The 25,021-nt window shown below is 69.9% G+C and carries 19 protein-coding genes and 8 pseudogenes; 6 read left to right on the forward strand and 21 right to left on the reverse strand.

The genetic code is table 11. From position 1 onward, the window contains the following. Nucleotides 1–7: 7 nt before the first annotated feature. Nucleotides 8–622: pseudogene (locus ACGFRF_RS05910) on the reverse strand (superoxide dismutase); the annotation flags it as partial. A 246-nt stretch (nt 623–868) separates the two neighbouring features. Between ACGFRF_RS05910 and ACGFRF_RS05915 the strand changes: the two are divergent. Beyond that, nucleotides 869–1,517, forward strand: a pseudogene (locus ACGFRF_RS05915) (serine/threonine-protein phosphatase); the annotation flags it as partial. Nucleotides 1,518–1,637: 120 nt separating this feature from the next. Here ACGFRF_RS05915 and ACGFRF_RS05920 read toward each other — a convergent pair. From ACGFRF_RS05920 to ACGFRF_RS05930, 3 genes are all read right to left on the reverse strand, one after another. Next, nucleotides 1,638–2,423 (reverse strand): hemolysin III family protein, encoded by a 786-nt coding sequence (locus ACGFRF_RS05920; RefSeq protein WP_393737372.1) that lies wholly within the window; start codon nt 2,421–2,423, stop codon nt 1,638–1,640. A gap of 1,098 nt (nt 2,424–3,521) precedes the next feature. Continuing rightward, complete coding sequence (locus tag ACGFRF_RS05925) at nt 3,522–3,725, reverse strand: cold-shock protein (RefSeq protein ID WP_030052720.1); 204 nt, start codon at nt 3,723–3,725, stop codon at nt 3,522–3,524. 241 nt (nt 3,726–3,966) lie between these two features. Then, nucleotides 3,967–4,305 (reverse strand): MerR family transcriptional regulator, encoded by a 339-nt coding sequence (locus ACGFRF_RS05930; RefSeq protein ID WP_361994512.1) that lies wholly within the window; start codon nt 4,303–4,305, stop codon nt 3,967–3,969. 1,050 nt (nt 4,306–5,355) lie between these two features. On the opposite strand from ACGFRF_RS05930, the pseudogene ACGFRF_RS05935 reads away from it, so the two are divergent. Next, a pseudogene (locus ACGFRF_RS05935) lies at nt 5,356–5,716 on the forward strand (hypothetical protein). Nucleotides 5,717–5,814: 98 nt separating this feature from the next. On the opposite strand, the gene ACGFRF_RS05940 reads toward ACGFRF_RS05935, so the two are convergent. The 4 genes from ACGFRF_RS05940 to ACGFRF_RS05955 form a co-directional block, all read right to left on the reverse strand. Then, nucleotides 5,815–6,123: an SCO5918 family protein gene (locus ACGFRF_RS05940; RefSeq protein WP_393737373.1), complete on the reverse strand. Its 309-nt coding sequence runs from the start codon at nt 6,121–6,123 to the stop codon at nt 5,815–5,817. A 50-nt stretch (nt 6,124–6,173) separates the two neighbouring features. After that, nucleotides 6,174–6,578, reverse strand: a complete 405-nt coding sequence (locus tag ACGFRF_RS05945; RefSeq protein WP_393737374.1) for a CBS domain-containing protein — start codon at nt 6,576–6,578, stop codon at nt 6,174–6,176. A gap of 46 nt (nt 6,579–6,624) precedes the next feature. Continuing rightward, entirely contained in the window at nt 6,625–8,118 is a 1,494-nt protein-coding gene (locus ACGFRF_RS05950; protein WP_393737375.1) for a DEAD/DEAH box helicase, read from the reverse strand. Nucleotides 8,119–8,463: 345 nt separating this feature from the next. Further along, nucleotides 8,464–8,667: a cold-shock protein gene (locus ACGFRF_RS05955; protein WP_003973099.1), complete on the reverse strand. Its 204-nt coding sequence runs from the start codon at nt 8,665–8,667 to the stop codon at nt 8,464–8,466. Nucleotides 8,668–9,232: 565 nt separating this feature from the next. Between ACGFRF_RS05955 and ACGFRF_RS05960 the strand changes: the two genes are divergently transcribed. Next, nucleotides 9,233–9,640 (forward strand): hypothetical protein, encoded by a 408-nt coding sequence (locus ACGFRF_RS05960; RefSeq protein WP_393737376.1) that lies wholly within the window; start codon nt 9,233–9,235, stop codon nt 9,638–9,640. Here ACGFRF_RS05960 and ACGFRF_RS05965 read toward each other — a convergent pair. The 4 genes from ACGFRF_RS05965 to ACGFRF_RS05980 all read right to left on the reverse strand — a co-directional run bounded on the left by ACGFRF_RS05965 (nt 9,626) and on the right by ACGFRF_RS05980 (nt 12,397). After that, a complete protein-coding gene (locus tag ACGFRF_RS05965; protein ID WP_393737377.1) occupies nt 9,626–10,606 on the reverse strand; it encodes a slipin family protein in 981 nt (326 codons plus the stop codon). The two genes, ACGFRF_RS05960 and ACGFRF_RS05965, sit on opposite strands and share 15 nt — an antisense overlap. Before the next feature lie 224 nt (nt 10,607–10,830). Next, a complete protein-coding gene (locus ACGFRF_RS05970) occupies nt 10,831–11,151 on the reverse strand; it encodes a hypothetical protein (protein ID WP_393737378.1) in 321 nt (106 codons plus the stop codon). A 355-nt stretch (nt 11,152–11,506) separates the two neighbouring features. Beyond that, nucleotides 11,507–11,944 (reverse strand): DUF5994 family protein, encoded by a 438-nt coding sequence (locus tag ACGFRF_RS05975; RefSeq protein WP_393737379.1) that lies wholly within the window; start codon nt 11,942–11,944, stop codon nt 11,507–11,509. A 33-nt stretch (nt 11,945–11,977) separates the two neighbouring features. Continuing rightward, on the reverse strand, nt 11,978–12,397 hold the full coding sequence (locus ACGFRF_RS05980; RefSeq protein WP_393737380.1) for a fatty acid desaturase: 420 nt from the start codon (nt 12,395–12,397) through the stop codon (nt 11,978–11,980). Between the two features lie 590 nt (nt 12,398–12,987). Here ACGFRF_RS05980 and ACGFRF_RS05985 point away from each other — a divergent pair. After that, a complete protein-coding gene (locus ACGFRF_RS05985; protein ID WP_393737381.1) occupies nt 12,988–13,212 on the forward strand; it encodes a hypothetical protein in 225 nt (74 codons plus the stop codon). A gap of 1,313 nt (nt 13,213–14,525) precedes the next feature. Here the strand turns inward: ACGFRF_RS05985 and ACGFRF_RS05990 are convergent. The 5 genes and pseudogenes from ACGFRF_RS05990 to ACGFRF_RS06010 all read right to left on the reverse strand — a co-directional run. Continuing rightward, nucleotides 14,526–14,942, reverse strand: a pseudogene (locus ACGFRF_RS05990) ((2Fe-2S)-binding protein); the annotation flags it as partial. Then, nucleotides 14,934–15,320 (reverse strand): annotated as a pseudogene (locus ACGFRF_RS05995) (SDR family NAD(P)-dependent oxidoreductase); the annotation flags it as partial. The pseudogenes ACGFRF_RS05990 and ACGFRF_RS05995, both read right to left, overlap by 9 nt. Nucleotides 15,321–15,378: 58 nt before the next feature. Further along, nucleotides 15,379–16,623: an MFS transporter gene (locus ACGFRF_RS06000; RefSeq protein ID WP_393737382.1), complete on the reverse strand. Its 1,245-nt coding sequence runs from the start codon at nt 16,621–16,623 to the stop codon at nt 15,379–15,381. Nucleotides 16,624–16,791: 168 nt separating this feature from the next. Then, on the reverse strand, nt 16,792–17,310 hold the full coding sequence (locus tag ACGFRF_RS06005) for a cyclophilin-like fold protein (RefSeq protein WP_393737383.1): 519 nt from the start codon (nt 17,308–17,310) through the stop codon (nt 16,792–16,794). Next, nucleotides 17,307–17,435: pseudogene (locus ACGFRF_RS06010) on the reverse strand (dehydrogenase); the annotation flags it as partial. The pseudogene ACGFRF_RS06010 and the gene ACGFRF_RS06005, both read right to left, overlap by 4 nt. 132 nt (nt 17,436–17,567) lie before the next feature. Here ACGFRF_RS06010 and ACGFRF_RS06015 point away from each other — a divergent pair. Next, complete coding sequence (locus ACGFRF_RS06015; protein WP_393737384.1) at nt 17,568–18,437, forward strand: helix-turn-helix domain-containing protein; 870 nt, start codon at nt 17,568–17,570, stop codon at nt 18,435–18,437. A gap of 669 nt (nt 18,438–19,106) precedes the next feature. Continuing rightward, nucleotides 19,107–20,792, forward strand: a complete 1,686-nt coding sequence (locus ACGFRF_RS06020; RefSeq protein WP_393737385.1) for a ribonuclease J — start codon at nt 19,107–19,109, stop codon at nt 20,790–20,792. Nucleotides 20,793–21,014: 222 nt separating this feature from the next. Here the strand turns inward: ACGFRF_RS06020 and ACGFRF_RS06025 are convergent. The 4 genes and pseudogenes from ACGFRF_RS06025 to ACGFRF_RS06040 all read right to left on the reverse strand — a co-directional run. Then, a pseudogene (locus tag ACGFRF_RS06025) lies at nt 21,015–21,443 on the reverse strand (amidohydrolase family protein); the annotation flags it as partial. 6 nt (nt 21,444–21,449) lie between these two features. Further along, a complete protein-coding gene (locus tag ACGFRF_RS06030; RefSeq protein WP_393737386.1) occupies nt 21,450–21,938 on the reverse strand; it encodes a GNAT family N-acetyltransferase in 489 nt (162 codons plus the stop codon). Nucleotides 21,939–22,213: 275 nt separating this feature from the next. Next, nucleotides 22,214–22,636, reverse strand: a pseudogene (locus ACGFRF_RS06035) (non-reducing end alpha-L-arabinofuranosidase family hydrolase); the annotation flags it as partial. A gap of 332 nt (nt 22,637–22,968) precedes the next feature. Beyond that, nucleotides 22,969–24,852 (reverse strand): SWIM zinc finger family protein, encoded by a 1,884-nt coding sequence (locus ACGFRF_RS06040; protein ID WP_393737678.1) that lies wholly within the window; start codon nt 24,850–24,852, stop codon nt 22,969–22,971. Nucleotides 24,853–25,021: the final 169 nt, after the last annotated feature.

Raw genomic sequence — 25,021 nt, forward strand, 5'->3', positions numbered from 1 at the left:
CCGGCCCTCACGGAGCGAGCAGCAGGCTGTCGCCGCGCTCCTTGGCGGCGGCGTATCGCCTGGATACGTCCTGCCAGTTGACCACGGCCCACCTCGCGTCGATGAAGTCGACCTTCTGGTTCTTGTACTGCAGGTAGAAGGCATGCTCCCAGGCGTCGAAGACGAGGATCGGGGTGGAGGCCTGGCCGACGTTGCCCTGGTGGTCATAGACCTGCTCGACGATGAGCCGACCGCTCAGGCTCGTAGGCGAGGACGTCCCACCCGGAGCCCTGGGTGGTGGCCGCGGCCTTGGTCAGCTGCGCCTTGAAGCCCGCGAACGATGCGAACGACTCGGCGATCGCGTCCGCGAGCTCGCCCACGCTGTTCCTCTCCAGCGGCTCGCCGCCGCCGTCACCCGTCATGTTGTGCCAGTAGATGCTGTGCAGATGTGTCCGGAGAGATGAAAGGCCAGGTTCTTCTCCAGGCCGTTGATCGAGCCCCACTGCTCCTTGTCCCGGGCCTCCGCGAGCTGCTCCAGTGTGTCGTTCGCGCCCTTGACGTACGCCGCGTGGTGCTTGTCGTGGTGCAGCTCGATGATCTGTGGGTTGATGACCGGTTCGAGCGCCGCGTAGTCGTAGGGAAGCCCCGTCCGGGACGGCGCCGCCCACGAGAAGGAACGGGCGCTCGGCCGAGTGAAACACCGTCCAAGGGCCCCGTGGGTGCCATACCATCTGCCCCGCACCGGGCTTTTGGCGCGGGCCCTCGCGCGGCCGGGACCGAAACTCTGAGTACCAGCGAGCGACAAGGAGTACCGGTGACCGTATGCGAGCCTGGAGACGGTGGGCCGACCTGTCCTACTCCGGAGAGCGGGCACGGCCGGGACAGGGCGATGACCTTGGCGGGGACGCTGGCGGCGGCGGAGACCGCGGCGCCCGTGGAGTCGCTCGACGTAGTCGCGCGCATGCTCAAGGATCGCCTCGGGGCGAATTCGGTGTCGTTCCCGATCACCGACTTCACCGGCGGCTCGGTCGTACGGCTGGGGGCGGCGGGCAGCGTCGACACCAATGAACCGCCGGCACATCACGCTGCGCGGCACCCTGTACGACGACGTGATCCGCACCCAGCGCCCGAGCATGGAGGACAAAGGCGAGGGCACGCTGGTGCGGATCGTCGCCCCAGTGACCAACCGCGGGGACGCCATCGGGCTCCTCGAACTGTTCCTGCCCGCGGCGCCGGACGCGGAGGTGATGCGGGAGATCGGCGAGACCGCGCACGCCCTGGCCTACATCGTCATCGCGAACCGGTCCTACACCGATGTGTACCAGTGGGGCCGTCGTACCGTCCCGCTGAGCCTGGCCGCGGAGATCCAGCACCGGCTGCTGCCGTCGTCGCTGGCATGTGAGGCTGCGCAGTTCGCGGTGGCCGGGGCGCTGGAGCCGGCCGACCACGTCGGGGGCGACACCTTCGACTACGTGATCGACCGGGACACGGTCCAGCTCTCCGTCACCGATGCCATGGGCCACGACGTCGACGCCGCGTCGAGGCTCCTCCGTCGCGGGTCAGCTACGGACCGATGCCTCGGCCACCGCCCGGCCCGTTCGCGGTGCAGCACGCGGCAACGCGTGTGACGAGCGGCGCAGGCCCGGACGCTGCCGCGGTCAGTAGGTGACCAGGGAGATGGCGATGTAGTGCGCGGTGAAGGCTGCCACGGTCAGGGCGTGGAAGACCTCGTGGTAACCGAACCAGCGGGCTGAGGGGTCGGGCCGCTGCAGGCCGTAGACGACCGCGCCCGCGCTGTAGAGGAGACCGCCGACAACGATCAGGACGACTACGGCTGCTCCACCGGTGTGCAGGAAGTCGGGCAGGTAGCACACCGGCGCCCACCCCAGGGCCAGATAACACGGGGTGTACAGCCAGCGCGGAGCTCCGACCCACAGGACCCGGAACACGATGCCGGCCAATGCCCCAGTCCATACGATCCACAGCAGCATGGACCGCTGTTCCGACCGGAGGAGGAGCACGGCCAGGGGGGTGCAGGTGCCGGCGATGATCAGGAAGATGTTGGCGTGGTCGAGTCGTCGTAGAAGAGCCTCGCCCAGTGGTCCCCAGGTGCCGCGGTGGTAGATGGCGCTCGTTGCGAACAGCAGCCAGGCGGTGACGGAGTACACGGCGCAGGCCAGGACTGCTTGCGGGGTACGGGCCAGGCAGATGAGTACGACGCCCGCGATCAGTGCGGCGGGGACCATTCCGGCATGGAGCCAGCCACGCAATTTCGGCTTGATCGGTTCGGCGAGGTCGGCCGCCCGCTCCACCAGAGCGGAGACCGAGTGAGCCTTCTCCCCTGCTTGTCCGCCTTGCGATCCGTCGGGTAGCCCGTCTTCACGGCGCTCTCCACGCGCTGAGGCGACGTGACCGTATTCGACTTCAGCGGCATCACGGGACACAGCTTCTCGTTCTCCCTCGGGCGACAGGGCGTCACTGACAGCAATGCGGTAATGCTAAAGACCTCACTCCGGCAGCATTCATGGAAGGTCGGTCCACACCCCAGGGCCATCGCCGGGCCCGGGCCGGCTCGCCACCGCGTGAACTCCAGCCCCGTCGGCCCTCCCGCCGATTGGGCCTGCCGAAGCCGAGTAGAACGGCCGGCCATGGGACAGATCAGGGCTTCCGAACGGGGATCTCCGCTCGCTTACGCACAAGGATCGCCGATGCTTCCTGAGGTCCGCCCCCACGTATCCGCCGCCCTCGCAGACCAGTTGGAACACCAACTGGGCCTGGCTCCGCATCTCGAGGCCGGCCGGCTCGATGTGAAGGGCGTCGCCGGCATCGCAGTCGTCGCAGCCGCCCACTCCGACGGCTATGCGGCCACCGGCCATCTCCTCGGGCTGCTGGCCGCGCTGCCTGCTCCCACCAAGGCAGGAGAACGCTTCTGGTCGGACCCGTGGAGGCCGTCGGGCACCGCGTACCTGCTACCCGTCAACATGAAGGCTCAGGTGCTGCGTTCTCTGGGAGGAGAGGGGACCGCCCTGGCCAGGCAGATCCTCTCGGCCGTCGATGAGATGACTCCGCCCCAGCGCGTAGCGGCCGGGGAGGTGATCGGTCAAGCCCTCGCCGAATCCGACCACTTGCCTGACCTCAAGACCCAGGTCATCGGCGAGTTGTGGCTCCGCGATCTCGAGCTCACCGCCTGGCGCGTTCTGCATGCGGACCTCAGATGGGACGATTCGATGGACGGCAAGCCTTCCTCGCCGCCTGGACGGGCACCTGACCGTCTGCTGCTCCAAACTGCGCGCGCAGAGGCGCAGGGCATGCGGCACCCGAACCGGACGACGCTCGAAGCAACCGAGGTCAGGAAGTTCGGGCCGAGGTCGCACCCGCCTCCGCCTCAACACAACAGGGGGCCGCGCAGCAATGGCTGCGCGGCCCTGATCCTATGCACGCCCGGCATGAGAGCAGGCGCTTCGCCCGGTAAGGCGGCAAAGCCCGCACGGGCTGCGCTCACCGGACGTAGTGTGCGCGGTCCCCCGGGCAGGTCTGGAAGGTCAGGCCAGGTTGATGTTCTCGGCCTGCGGACCCTTCTGGCCCTGGGTGACGTCGAACGTCACGGCCTGGCCCTCCTGGAGCTCACGAAATCCCGTGGAGTTGATCGCGGAGTAGTGCGCGAAGACATCCGGGCCGCCGCCGTCCTGGGCGATGAAACCGAAGCCCTTCTCCGCGTTGAACCACTTCACAGTTCCCGTTGCCATGTCTGATGCCTTCCAGTCGATGAACGCCTCCCACTCCATGTGGCAGACGGAGGTGATCGCCCTGGTCCCTGCGGCAGGCACAGCAAAACGCTCACACCAGAGGCGTGAGCAAGAGGGAATTCCGAACCACGACAGCTGACGCAGACGCTACACGCCCACACACCGCGTCACCATAGGAAACGATCACACCGCACACCGGTCGTGGGTGCGGTGCCCGTCGACGCTGACGGGCACGCTCACCTCACGCTGCTGCGGTCGGGTTCGCCGATTCGGTGGCGCGGCGGTATTCGGCGTTGAGGCGCTGGGCTTCCTCGAGCTGGTCCTCGAGGATGACGATGCGGCAGGCGGCCTCGATGGGAGTCCCGTGGTCGACGAGTTCCCGGGCGCGCGCGGCGATGCGCAGCTGGTAGCGGGAGTAGCGGCGGTGACCACCCGCGGAGCGCAGCGGGGTGATGAGGCGGGCGTCCCCGATGGCGCGCAGGAAGCCCTGGGTGGTGCCGAGCATCTCGGCGGCCCGGCCCATGGTGTAGGCGGGGTAATCGTCGTCATCGAGACGGCCGAACGTGTCGTCTGCTGTCATTGCACCTCTCTGTGGAACGCGTGGAGGGGCCCTGGCGCCGTACTGGCACCAGGGCCCCGAAGGAACTACTACACCATCTGCCGGCCCTGATACTGCACCGGCCCTCTGTTTCCGCAGACCCGACCGAGAAGCTGTCGGGGGCGCGGGGATCGCGGTTGCCTGACCGGAGACCACCTCACTATCGATGTCCTGCGGTACCCGGGGCCAAGACTTCCGCCCGGGCGATCCTGATGGCGCTCGGCTCCTCCGTTCTTCCCTCTTGAGCAACTACTCACTAACGGAAACTGCGAACTGCTGGTACCGCACACTGCTGGTGGTCCTCGAACAGCGCCACCCTTCGGCAGTCGGCCCCGTCGCCCGTCCTGCGTCTGCTCTGGCTTGGAACCCACTGCCGAACCTCCCGGTGCGCGCGCCCGCAGCCGACGCCTTCACCGAGGCACTGCTCATTCACTGCCGGGTACTGCCACTGCGGTACTGCTCATGGCGGCCCCTGATCACTGCGGGCCACCCGGTCCGGTCGTCAGTCCCGTCGCCGTCCTGCAACCGCCCTGGCTTCGGAACTCCACCACCGCACCGTCCTGCGAACTGCAACTGCGGTACTGCTGGCCGGCAGTTCATCTCTGCCTGGCCTCTTCGATCTCGACTACGAGAGAAACATAACCCGGTCGACACCACAAAGTCTACTCTGACTGACATAGATTTCCGTGCGCTCGAAGACAAGGTGACCCGCCTCGACCGGTCCATGGCTGGTTCAAGCAGCTCCGAGGCTCAGTCCGGCGCGCAGGGATCCCCCGCCGCGCAGGCACGTCGGGCTGAGTGTGACGTCGCCGACTCGGCCGCGGCTACTGTCGGCGGGCTCCGGCCAACACTGCGTCTCGTGGAGAACTCCACCGGCCGGGACGGACGCCCCTCAGCTCGGCCGTTGACGAGCGTGGCAGGAGGCGTGGCAGGAGGCCCCGCGTCCCCCTCGACGATCCCGGAATGAGCGCCTTCCTTGCCCGTAGCGTCAGCGGTCAAGCAGCCGGATGGCCGACAAACATGGTCCGCCTCATGTCGCAGCCTGACGAGTTGCTCGCTGACGTCGGCGCCCCGGGTGGAGTGCGACCAGAGCGATCGGAGTCCCTGACCGTGGTCACCGGTGGCGCTGTCATCACCGGTCGATTGGCTCTCGCGGCCACGTGAAGGCAGAGGGGGTCGGATGTACTGACGAATTTCCCCCGCTTGGACGGATTCACCGCCGTCTTCGGCTCCCCCGCGAAGCAAGGACGGGCCGCCCACGCGTCTGCACTTCCATGTCACCCGGATCCCGCAGGGCACCCTGGGGGCCCCGAGACGGGGTGGGCGATACCGGGTTGCGATCGAGGAACTCAGCGCCTGGACCGTGGGCGACTTCATCTGTTCCGGCCACTGAGCGACGGCGACGGGAACCCGCTGCACGCTGTGGGCCCGACCGGCGTACCGGTCGGGCCCACACTGCTGGTCAGGCGACGGCTCGTGTCGTTTACCCGGTCAGACCGTGACGGGGGTGCCGAGCATCGCGGAGGCGCGCTGCATCGGGCTGAGAACGCCCGGGGGCGCTGTCTTGGGAACAGCGCGGCAGGTGAAGCCGAGCTGAGTCATGGCCCGCAGGACTTCGGCGGCGCTGAAGTCACGGCGGTCCTGGCGGGTGATGACTTGGCCGACTTGCTTGAGGGGGTAGTGGCGGCGGCCGATGATCACCGATTCTCCGGTGACCCGTTCGGGCTTGATGCTCTTCATCGATTCCAGCACTCCGCCCCTGGTGAGCTCGAAGGGGAAGCGGGCGATGACGCAGCGCATGTGGCCTCACAGGGAGAAGGGAAGAACGGTCCGACCGGGGGCGAGACGTTTCAGCGGGAGAGGGCGAGGATGCCCAGGGCGCTGCCTTGCTCGTCGACCACCGGCAGGACACCGAGCCGACGGGAGCGCATCTCGTGCTCGGCTTCGGCCATCGTGGTCACGGGTGAGGTGGACGATCCGTGGTCGCCGAGGATGTCGCGCAGGCGGACACGGTCCGTGTAGTCGGAGCTGTCACGGACGGCGGCGAGTTCGGTACGGGTGACCAAGCCGGTGCACTGGCCGTCCTGGTCGCAGACGACCAGCCGACTTGTGCGGGTGGCGGCCATGACGGCCAGCGCCACCTCGACGCTCATGTCGTCACAGACCTGCGGTCCGGCCGGGTCCATGACCTCAGCCACCGTCGAGTGCACGGGGTTGGCCTCCGCCGGGCGGGGTTGCGTCTGAACCGGCGTCAAAGGGTGCCTCCTGCAGAGATGGGCCGGCTTCCTGATCACGAAGGTTCTAGGCCACCGCGCCGAAGCCGGACTGGCGTACGGGGGTGCGCCTGGTCGCGGAGGTGGGGCGGCGTCGGCCTCGGGAGGTGGCGCTGCGCTTGGGGCGTTCGACCACCGGTGCGGTGATGACGACCGGGATGCCGGACGGGGCCTGGGCGCCGGTGATCCGGCTCAGGGCCTCGTCTCCCGAGCGGACCTGGGTCGTCTGCGGCCTGATCCCCGCGTCCGACATGAGGCGCATCATGCCGCGGCGCTGGTTCGGCGTGACGAGGGTGACGACGCTGCCGGACTCCCCGGCCCGGGCGGTACGGCCGCCGCGGTGGAGGTAGTCCTTGTGGTCGGTCGGCGGATCGACGTTGACGACGAGGTCGAGGTTGTCGACGTGGATGCCGCGCGCCGCGACATTGGTCGCCACCAGCACGGTGACGTGCCCCGTCTTGAACTGCGCCAGCGTGCGGGTGCGCTGGGGCTGCGACTTGCCGCCGTGCAGCGCGGCGGCCCGTACGCCACTGTTGAGGAGGTCCTGGGTCAGCCGGTCGACGGCGTGCTTGGTGTCCAGGAACATGATCACGCGGCCGTCGCGGGCGGCGATCTCGGTCGTGGCGGCGTGCTTGTCGGCGCCGTGGACGTGCAGGACGTGGTGCTCCATCGTCGTGACCGCACCGGCCGACGGGTCGACGGAATGCACGACGGGGTCGGTCAGATAGCGGCGTACCAACAGGTCGACGTTGCGGTCCAGGGTGGCGGAGAACAGCATGCGCTGCCCCTCCGGGCGCACCTGGTCGAGCAGCGCGGTGACCTGGGGCATGAAGCCCATGTCGGCCATCTGGTCGGCCTCGTCCAGCACGGTGATGCCCACGTGGTTCAGCCGACAGTCGCCGCGGTCGATGAGGTCCTTGAGCCGGCCCGGGGTCGCGACGACCACCTCGGCTCCGCCACGCAGCGCACTGGCCTGCCGGCCGATCGACATACCGCCCACCACCGTGGCCAGCCGCAGCCGCACGGAGCGGGCGTACGGGGTCAGCGCGTCGGTCACCTGCTGTGCCAGCTCACGCGTCGGTACGAGGATCAGCCCCAGCGGCTGGCGGGACTCAGCACGCTGACCAGCGGTGCGGGCGAGCAGGGCGAGGCCGAAGGCGAGGGTCTTGCCGGAACCAGTGCGCCCGCGGCCCAGCACGTCACGGCCCGCCAGGGAGTTCGGCAGCGTCGCTCCCTGGATCGGGAACGGTGCGGTCACACCCTGCCTGCCGAGTTCGGCCAGCAGTTGCTCGGGCATGTCGAGATCGGCGAAGCCCTCGACAGCGGGCAGTGCGGGGGTGATCGTCCTGGGCAGCGCGAACTCACCTTGCACGGCGGCGGGCCGACGGCCGTAACCGCCGGAGCGGACGGGGGCGCCGGTACGACGCGGTGCCTGCGAGCCGTAGCCGCTGCCGCCCCTTCCGGCGTCGGCACGGCCGTCACGGGTGCGGGCGGGGCGGTCGTTCGTGTACGTGCGGTTCATGCGGAACCTTCCTCGATGGGGCACATATCAAGGAATTCCCACTGCGATGAACGGCATGGAGAATTACAAGTATGGACCAGTGAAAGAAGAAAGCAGAGCCGGCCGGCGGAAACATCCGTGGGCACAGGTGCTGAAATGGGTGACGCGATGGGGACCTCGCGATCCGGGCGTCGGCTGCGGGGCAGCGCTTCAGGATGCGTCTGCGTCCCGAGGGAGGAACCGCTTGTGGTGGTACTGCGGATTCCTCCGGGGCGTCCCGCGGGTGAAAGCCGCTGCGGGATACGCGTGCAGCTGGGGCCCGCACCCCGAGGGATGCGGGCCCCAGCTACGGATTGCGCGTGAGCGTCAGGCCGGAACGATGTTCTCGGCCGTCGGGCCCTTCTGGCCCTGCGCGATGTCGAAGTTCACCTTCTGGCCCTCGAGCAGCTCACGGAAGCCCTGCGCGGCAATGTTCGAGTAGTGGGCGAACACGTCGGCGCCGCCACCGTCCTGCTCGATGAAGCCGAAGCCCTTTTCCGCATTGAACCACTTCACGGTACCAGCAGCCATGTCATATCTCCTTTGGGGCAGTGCATCGGCGTCCGCACTGCGCGGACGCCGTGTCGCCGCGATGATTATCCCGCCCGGAAATGACCGGAAATACAGAAGTGCTCCCGACCGGCAGAAGGCTGGTGGGGGCACTTGAAGTCTTGGGAACCACAACTGCAACTTGGATCGACAGTAGCACGCCGGAACGGCCCGTGCGTGTTGGAATATTTCACTCTGCTCTTCGCGACAAAAACTCCCACTGTGCAGTGTGCCAAAATCTGATCCCCCGGGCGCAGATATTGATTCACTCGGAGTGTGACGTCTCAGGAAGAGTTGCCACACCGGGGCTCTCAGGGGCGCGACGACGTACGCGGCTTCCCGTAGGACGCCGCTCGGAAGGGGTCCAGCATCGTATCGACATGGTGAGGGGCCGAACCGACTGCGGCACCGCTCCGCCTGCGGCGAAAGCAGTGGCCACTTCGAAGGTCGCGGAATCCCGATCGTTTGGGTGATCAAGAGGCCAGGCTGGGCTTCACGGAGGCAGGACGTCGGGAGGCTGCCCGGCAGGCGCTCTACCCGGGGACGGGTGTCCCGTTCGACACGCAGCCGGCCCAGCCACCGCCTGCTGGTCAGCGCCATCGGTGTCGTCGCCGTCGGTGTCGCGCTGCCGATGTGCCCGCTCGCGGGACCACTCGGCTTCCGGTCCCTGCCGCTCGGACTCGTTCTCGCCCTGGCCCTGATGGTCGTGCTCTACCTGGTACTGATCGAGGGCGCCAAGCACGTCTTCTACACCCGGGCCGACGCACAGGCCGCGCTTCCACCCGGTACGCCACCGCACCCTCCGGCATCGCATCCAACGGCGTGCCGGCCGCTTTCAGCCACCCCGGACCGCTGCGACCCCGGTGACACGCTGTCACCAGGGCCGTCAGCGGCACCACCGCACCGAGACGATCACGTCACCCCGGGCGGCCCGGAACAGTCAACCGCTCAGTGATTCCTCGGCGTCCCGGCGCGTCGGCCAGTTGTCCCGCCGCTCCCGGGCCACCTCCGCACGGCTGCCGGCCCGCTCTCCGGGCAGGGAGACCGACGGTGTGAGGGCCGGTGCGGGGGTGGCGGGCTCGGGGATCACGGCACTGGTGGACAGCGCGGGGCGCCTGGCGGTCCGGTGCACGCGCCGTCCGGCCAACTCGCCGTCGGTTTCCCTGCTCTGGTGGTCGAAGAAGCGGAGCATCTCCACGGGGAACGGCATCACGAGGGTGCTGTTCTTCTCGGCGGAGACGTCCACCACGGTCTGCAGCAGCCGCAGTTGGAGTGCTCCGGGAGTGTCGGCCATCGTCGCGGCGGCGTCGGTCAGCCGCTGGGACGCCTGGAACTCTCCGTCGGCCGCGATGACCCGCGCGCGCCGTTCCCGCTCGGCCTCGGCCTGCTTGGACATGGAGCGCATCATGGACTCCGGAAGGGCGATGTCCTTGATCTCGACGCGCTCGATGCGCAGCCCCCAGGGCTCCTCGGTGGGGGCGTCCATCACCTTCTTGAGTTCCGCGTTGATGTGGTCACGGTCGGAGAGCAGCGTATCCAGGTCAGCCCTCCCGATGACCGAGCGCAGCGACGTCTGGGCGATCTGGGACACGGCGGCAGGATAGTTGCGCACGTTCACCAGGGCCTTGACGGGGTCAATGACCTTGAAGTAGACGACCGCGTCGACGGTGAGCGTCACGTTGTCGGCGGTGATGGACCCTTGTGGTGGGATGCCGAGGACCTCGGTCTGCACGGACACCTTCCGCATCCGGTCCCCGATCGGCCGGATGACACGCAGGCCCGGCCCGCGGATGTCCGGCAGCAGCCGCCCGAAACGGAACACCACGCCCTTCTCGTACTGCTGGACGTTGCGCACGCTCAGGGCCAGCAGGACGAACCCGGCCACGGCACACACCACCAACACGGTGATCAGAACACCCATGGTTCTCACTTTCCTTACGTCGATGACGGTCCCGGACCCGAGCGGTCCAAGAAGCGCATGGCGCGGGAGGACCCCGGCCTGTCGTCTGAGGTGCGGCTGGGGTCCCGGGCTGCTTTTGAGGCTCTGGTGTGTTGTCGGCCCGGCTCAGTCGGGAGAACTCTGCGGTACGCCGGTCCGGGCTCCGCCGGCTGTGGCCCTGGTGGTCGCTGGAGTGCGCACGACCCTCACCTCGCCGTCGGCGGAGCGGAAACGGCCGGGATCTGCGGGCGCGCCGCGGGATCGCGGACTTCGTGGTCTTCCTCGGAGTCCCAGGCCGCCTGAACGGCCGATTCGGTCTCCGACATCGTGCGCAGGAACGCCGCCTCCGCCATCAACCGGTTCACGTGCGAGGTGCGCAGGCAGTCTCGGCCGGCGGCCATCAGCCAAAGGGCCGAGACCGGGGTCGGCTGCACCTGCCCACCGAAGAGTCCAGCACCCGGGGCGGCCGACCAGTACCCGCGGTTCAACAGGCCCCCGGTGATCAGCCCCGACAGCGGATCGGGCACGGCCGTCGGCGAGGCACCGAGGGGAGCGCAAGAGATCCGGAGTGACGTGGAGCAGGGCATACTTCCGGGGATCGGCGTGGGGGAAACGGTCGCAGTCATGACGCGAACCCTGCTCCGGGCCGACCGAAACCGGCCCGGCGTGATCAAATCGCCGAAAGTGACAGCGACTGGAAGCCGGTGCACGAAATACCCTCGGTAACACCAGCGTACTCCGTCGACGGTCCGAGCGGACCCCCGTCCGGGTAGCGCGGCCGGTCCAGGGCCGGGCACGTGGAGCCTCCCCAGCCGGGTCCGGTGACAACACCCCCAGGCCCGTACCCAGAGTGCGGGCTCGGGGGTGGTCCGAAGGCCACCGTCAACGGACTGCGACTTCCAAGCCCACTCTGTCCTGCACGACGGCGGCCATACTCTCCATAAGCCGCCCGGCCTCCGCGTCCGTGGCGGCGGGCGGCACCACCAGCAGGTCCCACCGGCCGCGGCCGGGCGCCAGCAGGCAGACGGTGGACGGGGAGCGCTGGGTGGTCGTCCGGCGCAGGCGTACGACCTGGTTGGCGACGAGCAGCCGGCCCGGGAACGGGGACCATATGGCCTCATCCACGAGGACGCTGGTGACCTGTCCCCACGCGTGCGGCAGGACGTCCAGCAGCCCGGGCAGTTCGGACGCCAGATCGGGCGACTGGGGCCACCAGGCGCCGTCGATGCGCCGGGCCATGTGGCGCTGTGCCGGCTGGGACACCAGGCGCAGGCGGACGGCGGACGTCGAGGAGAGCGGGGGCGGTGGGGCGAGTGTCATGGAAACTCCTCAAGGGGATGCGGTCGCTCGGATTCACACGCGGCGGGCGGCGATACGGTCCGGGGTGGGCCAGCGCACGTCCCTGACCCAACCCAGGCATTCGAAGAAGCGGATCAAGGCGGCGGACGGATCGAGCTGGCCGCGGTCGACGCCGTGCCGGGCGCAAGTGGGGTCGTTGTGGTGCAGGTTGTGCCAGCTCTCGCCGAACGAGATCAGGGCCACGGGCCACAGGTTGGTGGCGCGGTCGTGACGACGGGTACGGAACGGGCGCTCACCGATCACATGGCAGAGAGAGTTCACGCTCCACGTCACGTGGCGGAGCAGGGCGATGCGGACAAGTCCCGCCCACAGCAGGGCGGTCAGGGCGGACACCCAGCTGCCGCAGATCAGCCACCCCACGGCGAAGGGCAGAGCGAGGGCGAGCACACACAGGGCCGTGAAGGCCCGGGACACGGCCCGGATGTCACGGTCGGCCAGCAGATCGGGAGCGATGGGGTCCCCCCGCGCGAGCGAAGCCGAGTGTGGGGAAGCGTCGCGGCGTGGGGTCGTTGCGGAACAACCAGCCGCCGTGGGCATCCCCAAGTCCCCGCAACTGGCCGCATACAGACGTGCCGTAGCGATACGGAGAGCTCGGTGACGACAGTGCGGCCGGGGTCTTGGGCTGCGCCGCTTCGACGTGGGTGCGTAACGGCATCGCTGAGAGCGGATGCGAGTCGCACGGACGGTGGATACGGGAGCTACAGGGGCTTGGGCTGGTGAGGACGTGGAGAGTGGGCGGCGGGGCCGTCAGGCGGTCTCGCCCTGGTGGGTGCGATCGGCGGCCGGTCTGCTCGAGTCGAGCCAGGAGCCGAGCGGACCGGCGGCACGCGAGGCGTCCAGTGTGAGGTGCAGCCGCGTCCCGGTTCCCGAGGGGCCGGGATAGCTGCGCTGTTCATCGCCGGTGAACAGCAGCCGGAGCGCGTCCGCGACGCGTCGGGGTCCGCGGAGACCAGGCGGACCTCCACCCGGCCCTGCCCGCTCGGCTCGTGTGAGGAGATGAAGACGTGGAGACGGCCGTCACCGTCGCCGTGATCCTCTTCGTGATCATCGCGGGCATGTTCCTGATCCACCGGCTCAATGTGCAGCATGCCGAAAGGATCGGGGCGTTCCGCTACAGCGATGCCCTACCGGGAATCCGTCGGCGGACCCGTAAGAGCCCACGTGCCGCCGTGCCGAAGGGCCCTCCTGCCGACGCCACACGTCGTGAGGATCGACAGGGGGGCCGATGATGACGCAGACCTGCTTCCAGCCAGGGGTGGGTGTGGGGCGGCGGCCGTCACACCCACCGGCTCAGGGCTGCGGCTGGCCGCATGACGGCCATGTCCTGCCATATGACCGAAATGGGATCCTGGGCATACCCTGGTGAGTGGGCCGGTGCACTCTCACGTGCAACGACCCGGAAGGGCGGCCCCGGTGTGTATACGCCGGGGCCGTTGCGTCACCGCCACATGCCACGGAGAGAAGGTGGTGATCCACTCGGCCGATCTTCGCGAGTGACGAAGCTGAGACGAACGCCGACCCGCAGGGCCGAGAGATGAGTCCGCCGTGCACGTTGACGGCGGACAACGTGTTGCCCGCCGCTGACGCCCGGAGGCTGACGGGGTGCGGTTTCTTGTGCTGCTCATCGTGGCGGTTGCGCTCAGCGTCATGGGGACGCTCGCCAGGGGTCGAGAACGGCGCGCCGGAGCACACCAAGACCGCGTCGAACACCACACACCAGGGCCGTCCCCGAACACAGAAACCCCCGCCGGAGCCGGCCGACGGGGGTCCCTCACCTCTCACCCTGCTGTCACACGGGTGTCACCGACTGCGTCGACGCACCTGGACACAAAGACCTGACCTGCAAAAACGCTCCTGCCCGAGACCAGCTGGACACCACAAGACGCCAACTACAACCTGTGCCAGGTGGTACCCAGTGAGGGACCCAGGATCAGGACTGGGGCGTCTTCCGGCCCGTCAAAGCGGTATTGCAGGGTGTTCGGGGGTGTCTCACTCACGCCACAGGCCCTCTCACGTATCACGGACGCCCCTAAAACGGGGGGACGCTGGGTACCGTCCTGACCAGGTGGAAGACCTCTCGGGCGGCATACCGCTCGGGGCATCGGATGATCTCACGTCGGGTCCTGCCCTCCTGGGTGCGGCGCCTGGGTGCGCGGATCGTGGCGCAGCCGGGTGAACACGATGCGGTGCAGGGCCGCGTCGGCAGATCTGCCCGGTGAGCTGCTCGATGCTCCACGGCGGGACCAGGATCGGAAGGTGAGCGGGCCGCCGCCGCGACGCCGGGGAAACGTCACGCGGCGGCGGCCCCGGTAAGTCCGGCAGCCGGACCGGGGGCCAGGCTGCCGGCGGAGCGCATCCGTTGCGTACCACTACATCGCCGGCCGCCACCCCGTACAGCGGCGACTCGCGGTCCTCGACGGCCGGTTCGATCGCCTGACGGCGGACCTTGTTGCAGGCGCCGGGGGTTACGGAGCCGACGCTGCGCACGGTCACCTTCCGGCTGGGCGACTGTCTTACCCGCCGACCCCACCGCACGGCGGCGTTCGCCGTCGTCTGCAAGGCCCTCGATCGTGGTGATCTCGGCGCCCTCCAGCCGGGCGGTGAGCGTCAGACAGGCGTTGACCCGGTGGCCGTCGACCAGCACGGTGCACGCACCGCAGGCCCCGGCGTTGCAGTCCTTCTTCGAGCCGGTCAGACCGAGATGCTCGCGGAGCAGGTCCAGCAGTGAGGTGCGGTTGTCGACCGTCACGGTCCGGCGGGTGCCGTTGATCGTGAGGGAGACACGGCTGGACGGCGGCCGCTCGGCGGCCGTCGCCTCTTCCGCGCCGATGAGGGAGGTCCCTCCGACGACGCTTCCCGCGAGGACCGCGCCGCCGACCGCGGTACTCGTGGCGATGAAGATGCGCCGAGTGGGCGCCGGGGAGGACTCGCCGGATCCGCAGGGGATCTGGTGCTTCATGCACAGGAACGTTCTGGTCAGGCTGACGCCGATGACACGGTCCCACTCGTCCTTCGTGATGTCCGCGGCCGATTTGACCGGCTGCTCGACGCCGGCGTTGTTGAAGGCGACGTCCAGTCGTCCGAACGCCTGGACGGTGTCGTCCAGCGCGGACCGCACGTCGTCTTCGCTGGTGACGTCACAGGAGAGGGCCAGGGCCTGTCCGCCCGCTTCCTCGATGAGCCGTGCGGTCTTTCGGAGACCGTCGGGGGACAGGTCGGCGAGGGCGACGCGGGCGCCCGCTCGGGCGAAGGCGACGGCGGTGGTGCGACCGATGCCGGAGCCGGCTCCGGTCACGAAGGCCACCTTTCCGGCGAAGCCCGTGCTGCTCACCGTCATGTGTGGAGTCCTCTCGCTTACTGGTACGTCGTCGGCAGTACGCGGACCTGGGCTTGAGTCAGTGCTGCGACGGCACCTCCGCGGGTTCGTCGCGCCGCCGTTGCGTGGGAGCGCTGCTCCGGGCCACGATCCGGCCCTTGTGGGACGGGCCGTGGACGGCGAGGGCGATCAGGGGCAGCAGGGTGAGGGCGGCGATGACGGTGCCGACCAGGGGCGGGCCGGTCAGGCCGAGGGAGGAGTCCAGGGCCGTGCCGGCGATCGCCGAGCCGGCGGCGATGCCGGTGTTGAAGGCGGAGGTGGTCAGCGCCGAGGTGAGGGTGGGGGCGTCGCCCGCGAAGCGCATGGCCAGGGCGGTGACCACCGGGTTGACGGTGAAGCCGGTCAGCCCCATGAGGAGGACGAGGAGGGTGGCCGTCACCGGGTTGCCGGACAGCGGGATCATCAGGAGCAGGACCAGGGCGGTGGCCGCGGCGGCCGTGATGGTGGTGACCATCGGACGCCGGTCGCCCAGGCGGCCTCCCGTGGTGGTGCCGCCCAGGGCGCCGAGACCGAAGGCGATGAGGACGAGCGGTACGGCGTCTGTCGGGACGCCTGCTCGGTCGGTCAGCAGCGGCGTGACATAGGTGTACGTCGCCAGGACGCCGCCCATGATCAGCATCGCGGCGCCGAGTGCCAGCCACAGCCGGCCGTGACGCAGAGCCCGGACCTCGGCCCGGATGGACACGTCCGCCCGCTGCTCCTGGGCGGGGATGAAGCGGCCGATGAACACGGCGGCAAGCCCGGAGAGGACGGCCAGGGCCCAGAAGGGGCCGCGCCAGCCGGCGAACGAGCCGATCGGCACGCCGACGACGTTGGCCAGGGTCAGGCCGCCGATCATGACGCCCGTGGCGCGGGTGGCGTTGTGCGGGCCTGCGGCGGTGGTGGCGACGACGAAGCCGACGGACCAGAACGCCCCGGTGGCCAGGGCGGTGACAACCCGGGCGGCCAGGACGATCGTGAAGGAGGTGCTGAGGGCGGCGACGAGATGTCCCAGGCAGAACACGGACAGGGCGAGGATCAGCGTCTGGCGCTGGGGAAGGCGCAGGGTCGCCATGGCCATGGTCGGCGCGCCGACGATCATGCCGATGGCGAAGGCGGTGATCAGCAGGCCGGCGTGGGAGACGCTGACTCCGAGGTCACCGGCCAGTTCCGGCAGCAGGCCGGCGACGACGAACTCGGTGGTCCCCATCAGGAACGTGCCGGCGGCGAGCACCCAGACGACGAAGGGAAGCTTGCCGGGGGTGGTCCCGGATGCGGAAGGCATACGTGTGGTATCTCCTTGCGTGGAAAACGGGGGATCACGGTGGCGGCTGAAGCCGTCGCGGCGGACAGTGGACGGCGCGGCCACGTCTTCGACGGTTCCATACGGCGAACCGGACGAAAAGGGGAGGATCTCCTCCCCCCTTCGTGAGGGGGCGAGCGGTGGGACGGGTCAGGGTGCGGCTTCGATGGTGATCTCGTCGGCGGTGGCGAGCTGCTCGGCGCCGCCGTCGGCCATGTGCCCGAGGGGGGCCAGGCCGGCCGCGTACGGGGCGTCGCGGTAGTAGGTGGCGAGCTGGTTCCAGGGCGCGTAGTACGCCAGGTCACCGACTTCGGGGTCGGCGCCCTCCGGAGCGCCGGAGGTGGACAGCTTTCGCGGCAGGTCGGCGATCTTCTCGGCCTGGTGGAAGTCGCGCAGCGGCAGGGTGAGGGGGAGCTGGGCGGCGAAGTCGCGGGCGGTGGGGCTGTCGTTCAGGGTGGCGGATATGCGGTGGCCGTTGATCGTCAGGCGGATGTTCATGGCGGTTGTCCTGCCGGGTGAGGTGGTGGCCGGAGCCGACGAAGCCTGCGGCGACGCGGGCTCGGAGGCCGAGGAGGACGGGGCATCGTCGGTGCAGGCGGCGGTCACGGCCAGCAGCAGCACGGCGGCGGGGACCACGCGGGCGAGAGTGCGAAGGGGCGCGGGGTTCACGGGATCGTCCTGTGCTGGTCGGGCAGGGGCTCGGGATAGTGGCGGAAGCCGTCACGCCGCTGGTGGATGTCGTACAGACGCTGGGCCAGGACGTCGGGGCTGCTGTGTTCGGCGTCGGGCCGGATCCGGCGTGACGGCTTCAAGACTCACGCGCGACGGCAGGCGCGAAAAGCGGAGAGAAGTCTCCCGGGAGAGAAATATCCTGGGAGGAAACTCGCCCCCCTTGCGCAGGTGCGATCGGTGCCATGCTGTGAAGCATGACCGCCAACCTTCCCCTCAATGAGCTGGGAGAATTCCTCAAGAAGCGCCGCTCGGAGCTGAGCCCGCGCACGGTCGGCCTGCCCGAGTCCGACAGGCCCCGCCGGGTGGAGGGGCTGCGTCGCGAGGAGGTCGCTCAGCTCGCCAGCATCAGCACCGACTACTACACCCGCCTCGAACAGGGCCGGATGCAGGCGTCGGCGCCCGTGCTGGATGTCCTCGCCCGCGTACTCCATCTGGACGACGACGAGCGCGGCTACCTCTTCCAGCTGGCGGGCAAGACCACCACCCGCACTCGGCGCCGCGGCCGGCAGAAGGTTCAGCCACAGTTGCAGCGGGTCCTGGACGACCTCACCGCCACTCCCGCCGTCGTGCAGGGTCGGCGCGGGGACGTCCTGGCCTGGAACGCGCTGGCCGCCGCCCTGGTCACCGATTTCTCCCGACTCCCGGAAAAGCATCGCAACTACCCGCGGATCATCTTCACGGATCCAGCCATGCGCACCCTGTACGCCGACTGGGAGAGCTCCGCGCACATCGCCGTCGCCCAACTGCGCATGGAGGCCGCGAAGTATCCCGAGGACCCCCGCCTGATCGAGCTGGTCGGTGAACTGTCCCTGCGGGACAAGCAGTTCGCCCGATGGTGGGGCGAACACCACGTCGCCGCCCGCACCGTGGGCACGAAGACCCTCAACCATCCCGTCGTCGGCGAACTCGTCCTGGACTGGGACACTCTCACCGCCAACACGGACCCCGACCAGCACCTCACCGTCTGGACCGCCGCGCCCGGCTCCCCCACCAACGAACGGCTGCGCATCCTGGCCTCCTGGGCCGCCGACCAGGACCTGCCGGCCTCCTCCCCCGTCAGCTGACCGCAACGGGCCGCCGCCACGAAGTCGGCGAGAAGAGTCCACGTTCACCCTCGATGCTTCAGCGGCGGTGAGCGCATGCCCGGGCCGTCGGTTCGCCCTGTGCGTGATCGCGGGCGGGATGCTCACCCCCCGCGCGCCCCGCGAAGCCGCCCGGCACCCGCGTCGGCCTCAGCGGTCGCTGCGGCCGGTCACGGACGTCGCCTTCGACTTCCCGGGCCCGGCTGGAGACCACCGCCGAGCCGCCCCCGCGCGACCTCGTCGTCGAGTTCATGGGGCACCACATCGGCTTCCGGCATGGCGGGCGGGGGCGGCGAGTGCTTCGGGGACACCGTCATCCGTGTGCCCGGCGAAGGGAGCTGCCTCGGGGCCCTCTCAGCCCACTTGCTCCTCTGCGCCGACGGCACCCGCGTCTCGACTACTCCGAGTGGACCAGTGCCGAGGCCGACCGGAAGGCAGCGGAACGCCGGGAAACACGACAGGGTGCACGAGATCTCTCCAGCCCCGGGCGAACGGTTCGGCCACGGAAGGTGGTAGTGCTTTCACCGCTCCCTGTTCCGGCCGCCGGCATGATCCGATCATGCTGAGGCACCAACTGCGGGTGTCCCGCTCCGCCGGGAAAGGAGATCACCCAATGGCTCACCTGTCCGGCTCTCCGGGTACCGTCAGGGTATGAGTCATCCGCACCCCGAACTGAAAGCCGCCCCACCCCTTCCTGAAGGAGGGCTGCGGGTCATCGCCCTGGGCGGCCTGGGTGAGATCGGCCGCAACATGACCGTCTTCGAGCACGCGGGCAAGCTGCTCATCGTCGACTGCGGCGTGCTGTTCCCCGAGGAGACCCAGCCCGGCGTGGACGTGATCCTGCCGGACTTCACCTCGATCCGGGACCGGCTGGACGACATCGTGGCCGTGGTACTCACCCACGGCCACGAGGACCACATCGGCGGCGTGCCGTACCTGCTGCGCGAGCGGTCCGACATTCCCGTCGTCGGCTCCAAGCTGACGCTGGCGTTCCTGGAGGCCAAGCTCAAGGAACACGGAATCCGGCCGCGCACGGTGCGGGTGCGGGAGGGTGACCGGCGTGGTTTCGGGCCCTTCGACTGCGAGTTCGTGGCGGTCAACCACTCCATCCCCGACAGCCTCGCGGTCGCGATCCGCACCCGGGCCGGGTTGGTGCTGCACACCGGCGACTTCAAGATGGACCAGTTCCCTCTCGACGACCGCATCACCGATCTGCGCGCCTTCGCCCGCCTCGGCGAGGAGGGCGTGGACCTGTTCCTCACCGACTCCACCAACGCCGAAGTACCCGGCTTCACCACCTCCGAGCGTGAGCTGAACCCGGCGATCGAGCAGGTGATGCGCACCGCGCCGCGCCGGGTCATCGTCTCCAGCTTCGCCAGCCACGTGCACCGCATCCAGCAGGTCCTGGACGCCGCCCACCAGCACGGCCGCAAGGTCGCCTTCGTCGGCCGGTCGATGGTCCGCAACATGGGCATCGCCCGTGACCTGGGGTATCTGAAGGTGCCCTCCGGTCTGGTCGTGAGCACGAAGGAGCTGGAGAAGCTCCCGGACCACAAGGTCACTTTGGTGTGCACCGGCTCCCAGGGCGAGCCGATGGCCGCGCTGTCACGGATGGCCAACCGCGACCACATGATCCGCATCGGCAAGGGCGACACCGTCCTGCTCGCCAGCTCCCTCATCCCCGGCAACGAGAACGCCATCTACCGGGTGATCAACGGGCTCACCCGGTGGGGCGCCCACGTGGTCCACAAGGGCAACGCCAAGGTGCACGTCTCCGGGCATGCCAGCGCCGGCGAACTCGTCTACTGCTACAACATCGTCAAGCCTCGCAACGTCATGCCCGTGCACGGCGAATGGCGCCACCTGCGGGCCAACGGCGACCTCGCCATCCGTACGGGTGTGGACCCCGAACGGGTCGTCATCGCCGAGGACGGCGTCGTCGTCGACCTGGTCGACGGGCGCGCGTCCATCACCGGCAAGGTGCCCGCCGGCAACGTCTACGTGGACGGCATGGAAGTCGGCGGTGCCACCGAAGCGTCCCTCAAGGACCGTCTCACCCTCGCCGCCGAAGGCGTGGTCACGGTGGTGGCGATCGTCGACGCGGACACCGGCGCCCTCGCCGAGGCCCCCGACTTCCTGGCCCGCGGCTTCGTCCACGACGACACCACCTTCGAGCCGGTCATCCCCGTCATCGAGAAGACCCTGGCCACCGCGGCCGAGGAAGGCGTCGGGGACGCGCGTCAACTCGAACAACTCGTCGCCCGCGCCGTGGCGAACTGGGCGTTCCGCACCCACCGCCGCCAGCCCCTCATCATCCCTGTCATCATCGACGCCTGAGCCACAGCCCGGCCGCACGGTCCCGGTTCCGGCCGCGGCCCCGCAGGCGGCGGTCACGGTGACCGCCGCCGCCGACGGCGCACACCTGCGGTCCGGGTCGGTCGGCACTGTCCGGGCCGTCGCGACCGGCGGCCCGTCGTGGCACGAGCTGACCCGGCGACCGCGAACGGGAGGTGCCGGCCGCCGCCGGCCAGGGCTGGATGATCGATCCTCCGTCCAGGGATCACCGATGTGCCCGGCGACAATGGTCGACTCGGGGAAGTCCAGTGCCACGTCATCCAGGTACGGAATGGGGCGCCCGGTCTCGGAGGTGCGCAACGGGCCGGTGTGGCCGACCTGGGTGCAGAACGGGATGCCGAGTTCGACGCATTCGGCGTACAGCGGGTAAGAGCGACGGTCGTTGGGCGGCCAGCCCCGCAGCCACGGCACCACCGGCAGCGCCTTGAAGCCCAGATCCCGTACCGCGCGGCGGAGTTCACGGCCGGCCGCGACGGGCTTGCGGTGCCGCAGGTGTCGGTGCCGGGGAAGGCCCGCCGGCGCGGGCGAACCCCCCGCCAAGGCAGACGACGGCACACACGGAGCGCGCGGCGTCCAGCGGCTCCGGCATGCCGGCCGCCCTGCAGGCGAAGCCGGTGTCCTGCGAAGCGGCACATCGCGTCATTCCGAAGGAATGCGAAACTCGAATTCGGGACGGTCCCACGGCACGGCGGGCGGGTTCGCGAGCGCGGTCCCGGTCCGCACCGCACCTGCGCGGTGGTAGAAGTCCTCGGCCGGAAGATGCGACACGACCTTGACGCGGTCGAGTCCGGCGGCGCGGGCCTCGGACTGCATGTGCGCGACGAGCAGCCGTCCAATACCCCGTCCTTGCGCTTCGTCGGCGACGAACAGCAGGTCGAGCTCCGGCGGAGCGAGGACGAGCGAGTAGAACCCGAGGACCCGGCCTCCGTGCTCGTCGGCGCCGACGGCTACGAAGGCGCGGTGGGCCTCGATGTAATCAGGACCGACCCGGTAGCCCGCGACTGCGGCTGCGTACTTACCCTGGTAGGCGCCTGAGCCACGCACGAGCCGCGTGAGCCGTTTGGCATCCCGCGCGACGGCCCTCCGTATCGTGATCGGCTGGCTGACCGGGGAAGTGCGTGAACTCATCGGGAGAGTATGTCGCACCGGGGAGTGCCTTCGTGCGGCGGGTCGACGACTGCGGAATTCGCGGCACATCATCGCCTGCGAGCGGTATCCCCGGTGGCGTCGCAGTGCTCGGTGCGTACCCACGGTGAAAGTCCGCACAAGAGAGGAACCCCAGCCGACGCACGGCTGGGGTTCTTCGTGCGTATCGGTCAGCAGGTGGAGGTGCCCGGGCCGTGAACCGATCGTCCACGCGTCGGCTGACCCCACCAGATCGCGATCACCGTGGATCAGGCAGGTCAGCGCCGCAGGGTGAGGACGCCCGGCCGCCACGACAGTTGGTCGTAGGGACCGCCCGCGGTGGGGGACTTGCCCTGGTAGAGGAACTGCAGGTTGCAGGGGTCGATGGTCATGGTCTGGTCGGGGTTGTTGCGGACCAGGTCACCGTGGCTGATGTCGTTGGTCCAGGTGGCGCCGCTGTTGGCCTTGCCCGCGAAGGGGTTGTTCTCGCTGCCGGCCTGCGGGGTCCACGAACCGCTCAGGCTGGAGGCCGTGAACGACTGGAAGTAGCGCCCATTCGCGCCCATCGCCTCGACGATCATGAGGTACTGGTTCTGGCCCTGAACCTTGTAGACCTGCACCGCCTCGAACAGGTTGTTCGTCGAGTCGCTCATGACCGTCGTGTACGACGAGCCGAAGCTGCCAGGGAAGTTCCCGATCGGCCGGAGCGAGGCCGGTTTCGCGGACGCCGTTGACATGATCGGCCACCTCTCTGGTATCCGTGCCCAGCCCGACTTTCCGAATGGTGTCCGAACTTTCGAAACCGACAGATGATCCCCGGAAAAGGAGCCCTAGGTGCCCAGACGATCAGGCGGACGACTGCTCCGCCTCCTCGCGACCGCCGTACGGTCACCGCGTCCTTGACGGCCTCCTCCCACTCCACCGCCACGGCCGCGCGGGCAGCCCGGCACTCACTCTGCCGCTGGGGGAAGGTCCCACCCGCGCAGGCTGTCCTCCTTTGTGACAGCCTTTGCCGGGGCGAAGAGGCGGATGTCTACTCGACGTCGTCCGGTGTGCCGAGGCCCGTCAGTGCGCCCACCGGGTCGAGGTCCGGGGTACCGCGGGGCCACCAGTCCTCCTGGCCGGGCTCCGACTCGTAGGCGTACCACAGGCCGTCGCGGCCGAGGCGGAGCTGGACGTGGCCGCGGGGGTGGGTGAGGCGGTTGCACCAGGGGCGGAACGCCGGGAGGTCGGCGGCGAGCAACAGCGGGCGCGCCCGGTCGAAGCGGCCGGCGGGCGGGTCCCACGGCTCCTCCAGGACGGCCAGCCCCTCCGGGCCGCCCTGCCGCCAGGCCGCGACGGCCCGCGCGAGGTCGGCCGGGGTGCGGCCGGCGGCCGCGGCGAGCGTGGAGTACAGCGTCCGGGTGGCCGCGGTCAGTCCGGAACCGGGGCGGGCCGCGGCGAGACGCACCGCGTCCTGCCACAGGGTCAACTCGCCGACGGGGTCGTGCCCGGTGCCGAGCAGCGCGTGCGCGCGAACGGCGGCGTCGGTCGCGAGCTGGTCCAGCGCGAAGGGGTCGGGACCGCCGGGGGCCGCCGGATAGACCGGGGGCTGCTCAGGGTGCGGCGGCACCGGCATCGGCGGGGGCAGCGGCGGGAGGTGACGGGGCGCGAGTGCTTCGGTGGCGCGCACTCCGGGCAGGGACTCCGGCTGCCGCTCCTGTGCGGCGCGGGCCGCGCGGGCGGCGCTGCGGCGGGAGAGCGCTTCGAGCAGGTCCTTCTCACCCCGGCCGCGCAGCAGGAGCAGCACGAACGGGTCGGCGTCGAGCAGGCGTGCCGTCTGGTAGCACAGGGCGGCCGCGTGCTTGCAGGGGTGGCCGGAGTCGGGGCAGCTGCACCGGGGGGCGAGATCGCCGGGGACGGGCAGCAGGGGGACGCCACAGTCCGCGAGGGACTGGGGCAGCTCCTTGTCCAGCAGCGCGGCGATGTGCCCCGGCCGGTCGGCGGCCGCGTCCAGGAACCGCTCCCAGTCCTCGTCCGCCAGCGTGCGCACCCGCACCTGCACGCGGTACGGGCGCGGCCGGCTCCCCCGCACGTACGCCAGCACGAGTCCCGGTGTCACGGTGATGGCGTCGACATGCCCCTGGTCGGCGTAACCACGGCCGCGCACCAGCCGCTTCCGATCCAGCGCGCCCTCCTCCAGTGCCTCGACCCATGCGTTGCCCCACCAGGTCCCGGCGAACGCCCCGCCCTCGGCACGCGTCTCGCGGGTCCGGAACGCCGGGAAAGTCCGGCGGAGTTCGGTGTCCCGGTGCGGGGCGGCCATGGTGCTCGGCACGTGAGGGGCCACGGGGGCGGCCGCCGCGGGCACGGGCACGGAGGCAGGGGGTGCGGGCACGGAGGCAGGGGGTGCGGGCACGGAGGCAGGGGGTGCGGGCGCCGCGGGCACGGGGGCCGGGGATGTAGGCACGGGGGCCGAGGTCCAGGGAGCGGGCGGTGGGTTCGAGGGGGCGGGCGCGGGCGCCGGAGGGGTGGGGCCGGGGGACGGAGGGGTGGGTTCGGGGGCTGAGGCCGAGGCAGCGGGCGCCGGGGGCACGGGGGTGGACTCCGGGGGCAAGGTGGTGGACTCCGAGACCGAGGAGCCGGAAGCCGAAGCCGAAGGCAAGGTGGTGGACTCAGACGCCGAGGAGCCGGAAGCCGAAGGCGCAGGTACCGGAAGGTGGGAGTCCGAGGCCGAAGGCGCCGCAGCGGAAGGCGCCGGGGCCGAGGGCGCGACATCCGGGGTCGAGGAGGCGGACTCCGACGGGGCGGGGGCGGGGGCCGGGGTCGAGGGGGTCGGGGCGGGGGCTGTCGGCGTGTCGGGGCCGGGTTCCTGCGTCTGGTCGGGAGTTTCCGTCCAGGTGGGCATGCGGAAGGCGTTCGCCAAGTAGTGCCGCATGTCCTGGGCGGCCTTGGCCTGGGCGGCCCGGGTCTCCTGCCCGGGCGCGGACGAGGTGCGCGCTGTGGAGAGGCCGGGACGCGCGGGTGCCTGCCGCTCGCGCCGGGGCTCCGCCGCCTCGGCGCGCAGCGCCTCCCTCCGGGCCGCGCGGAGCGCCTCCCGGGCCGCG

This window comes from Streptomyces sp. NPDC048521, from assembly GCF_043199855.1.
Classification (GTDB): domain Bacteria; phylum Actinomycetota; class Actinomycetes; order Streptomycetales; family Streptomycetaceae; genus Streptomyces.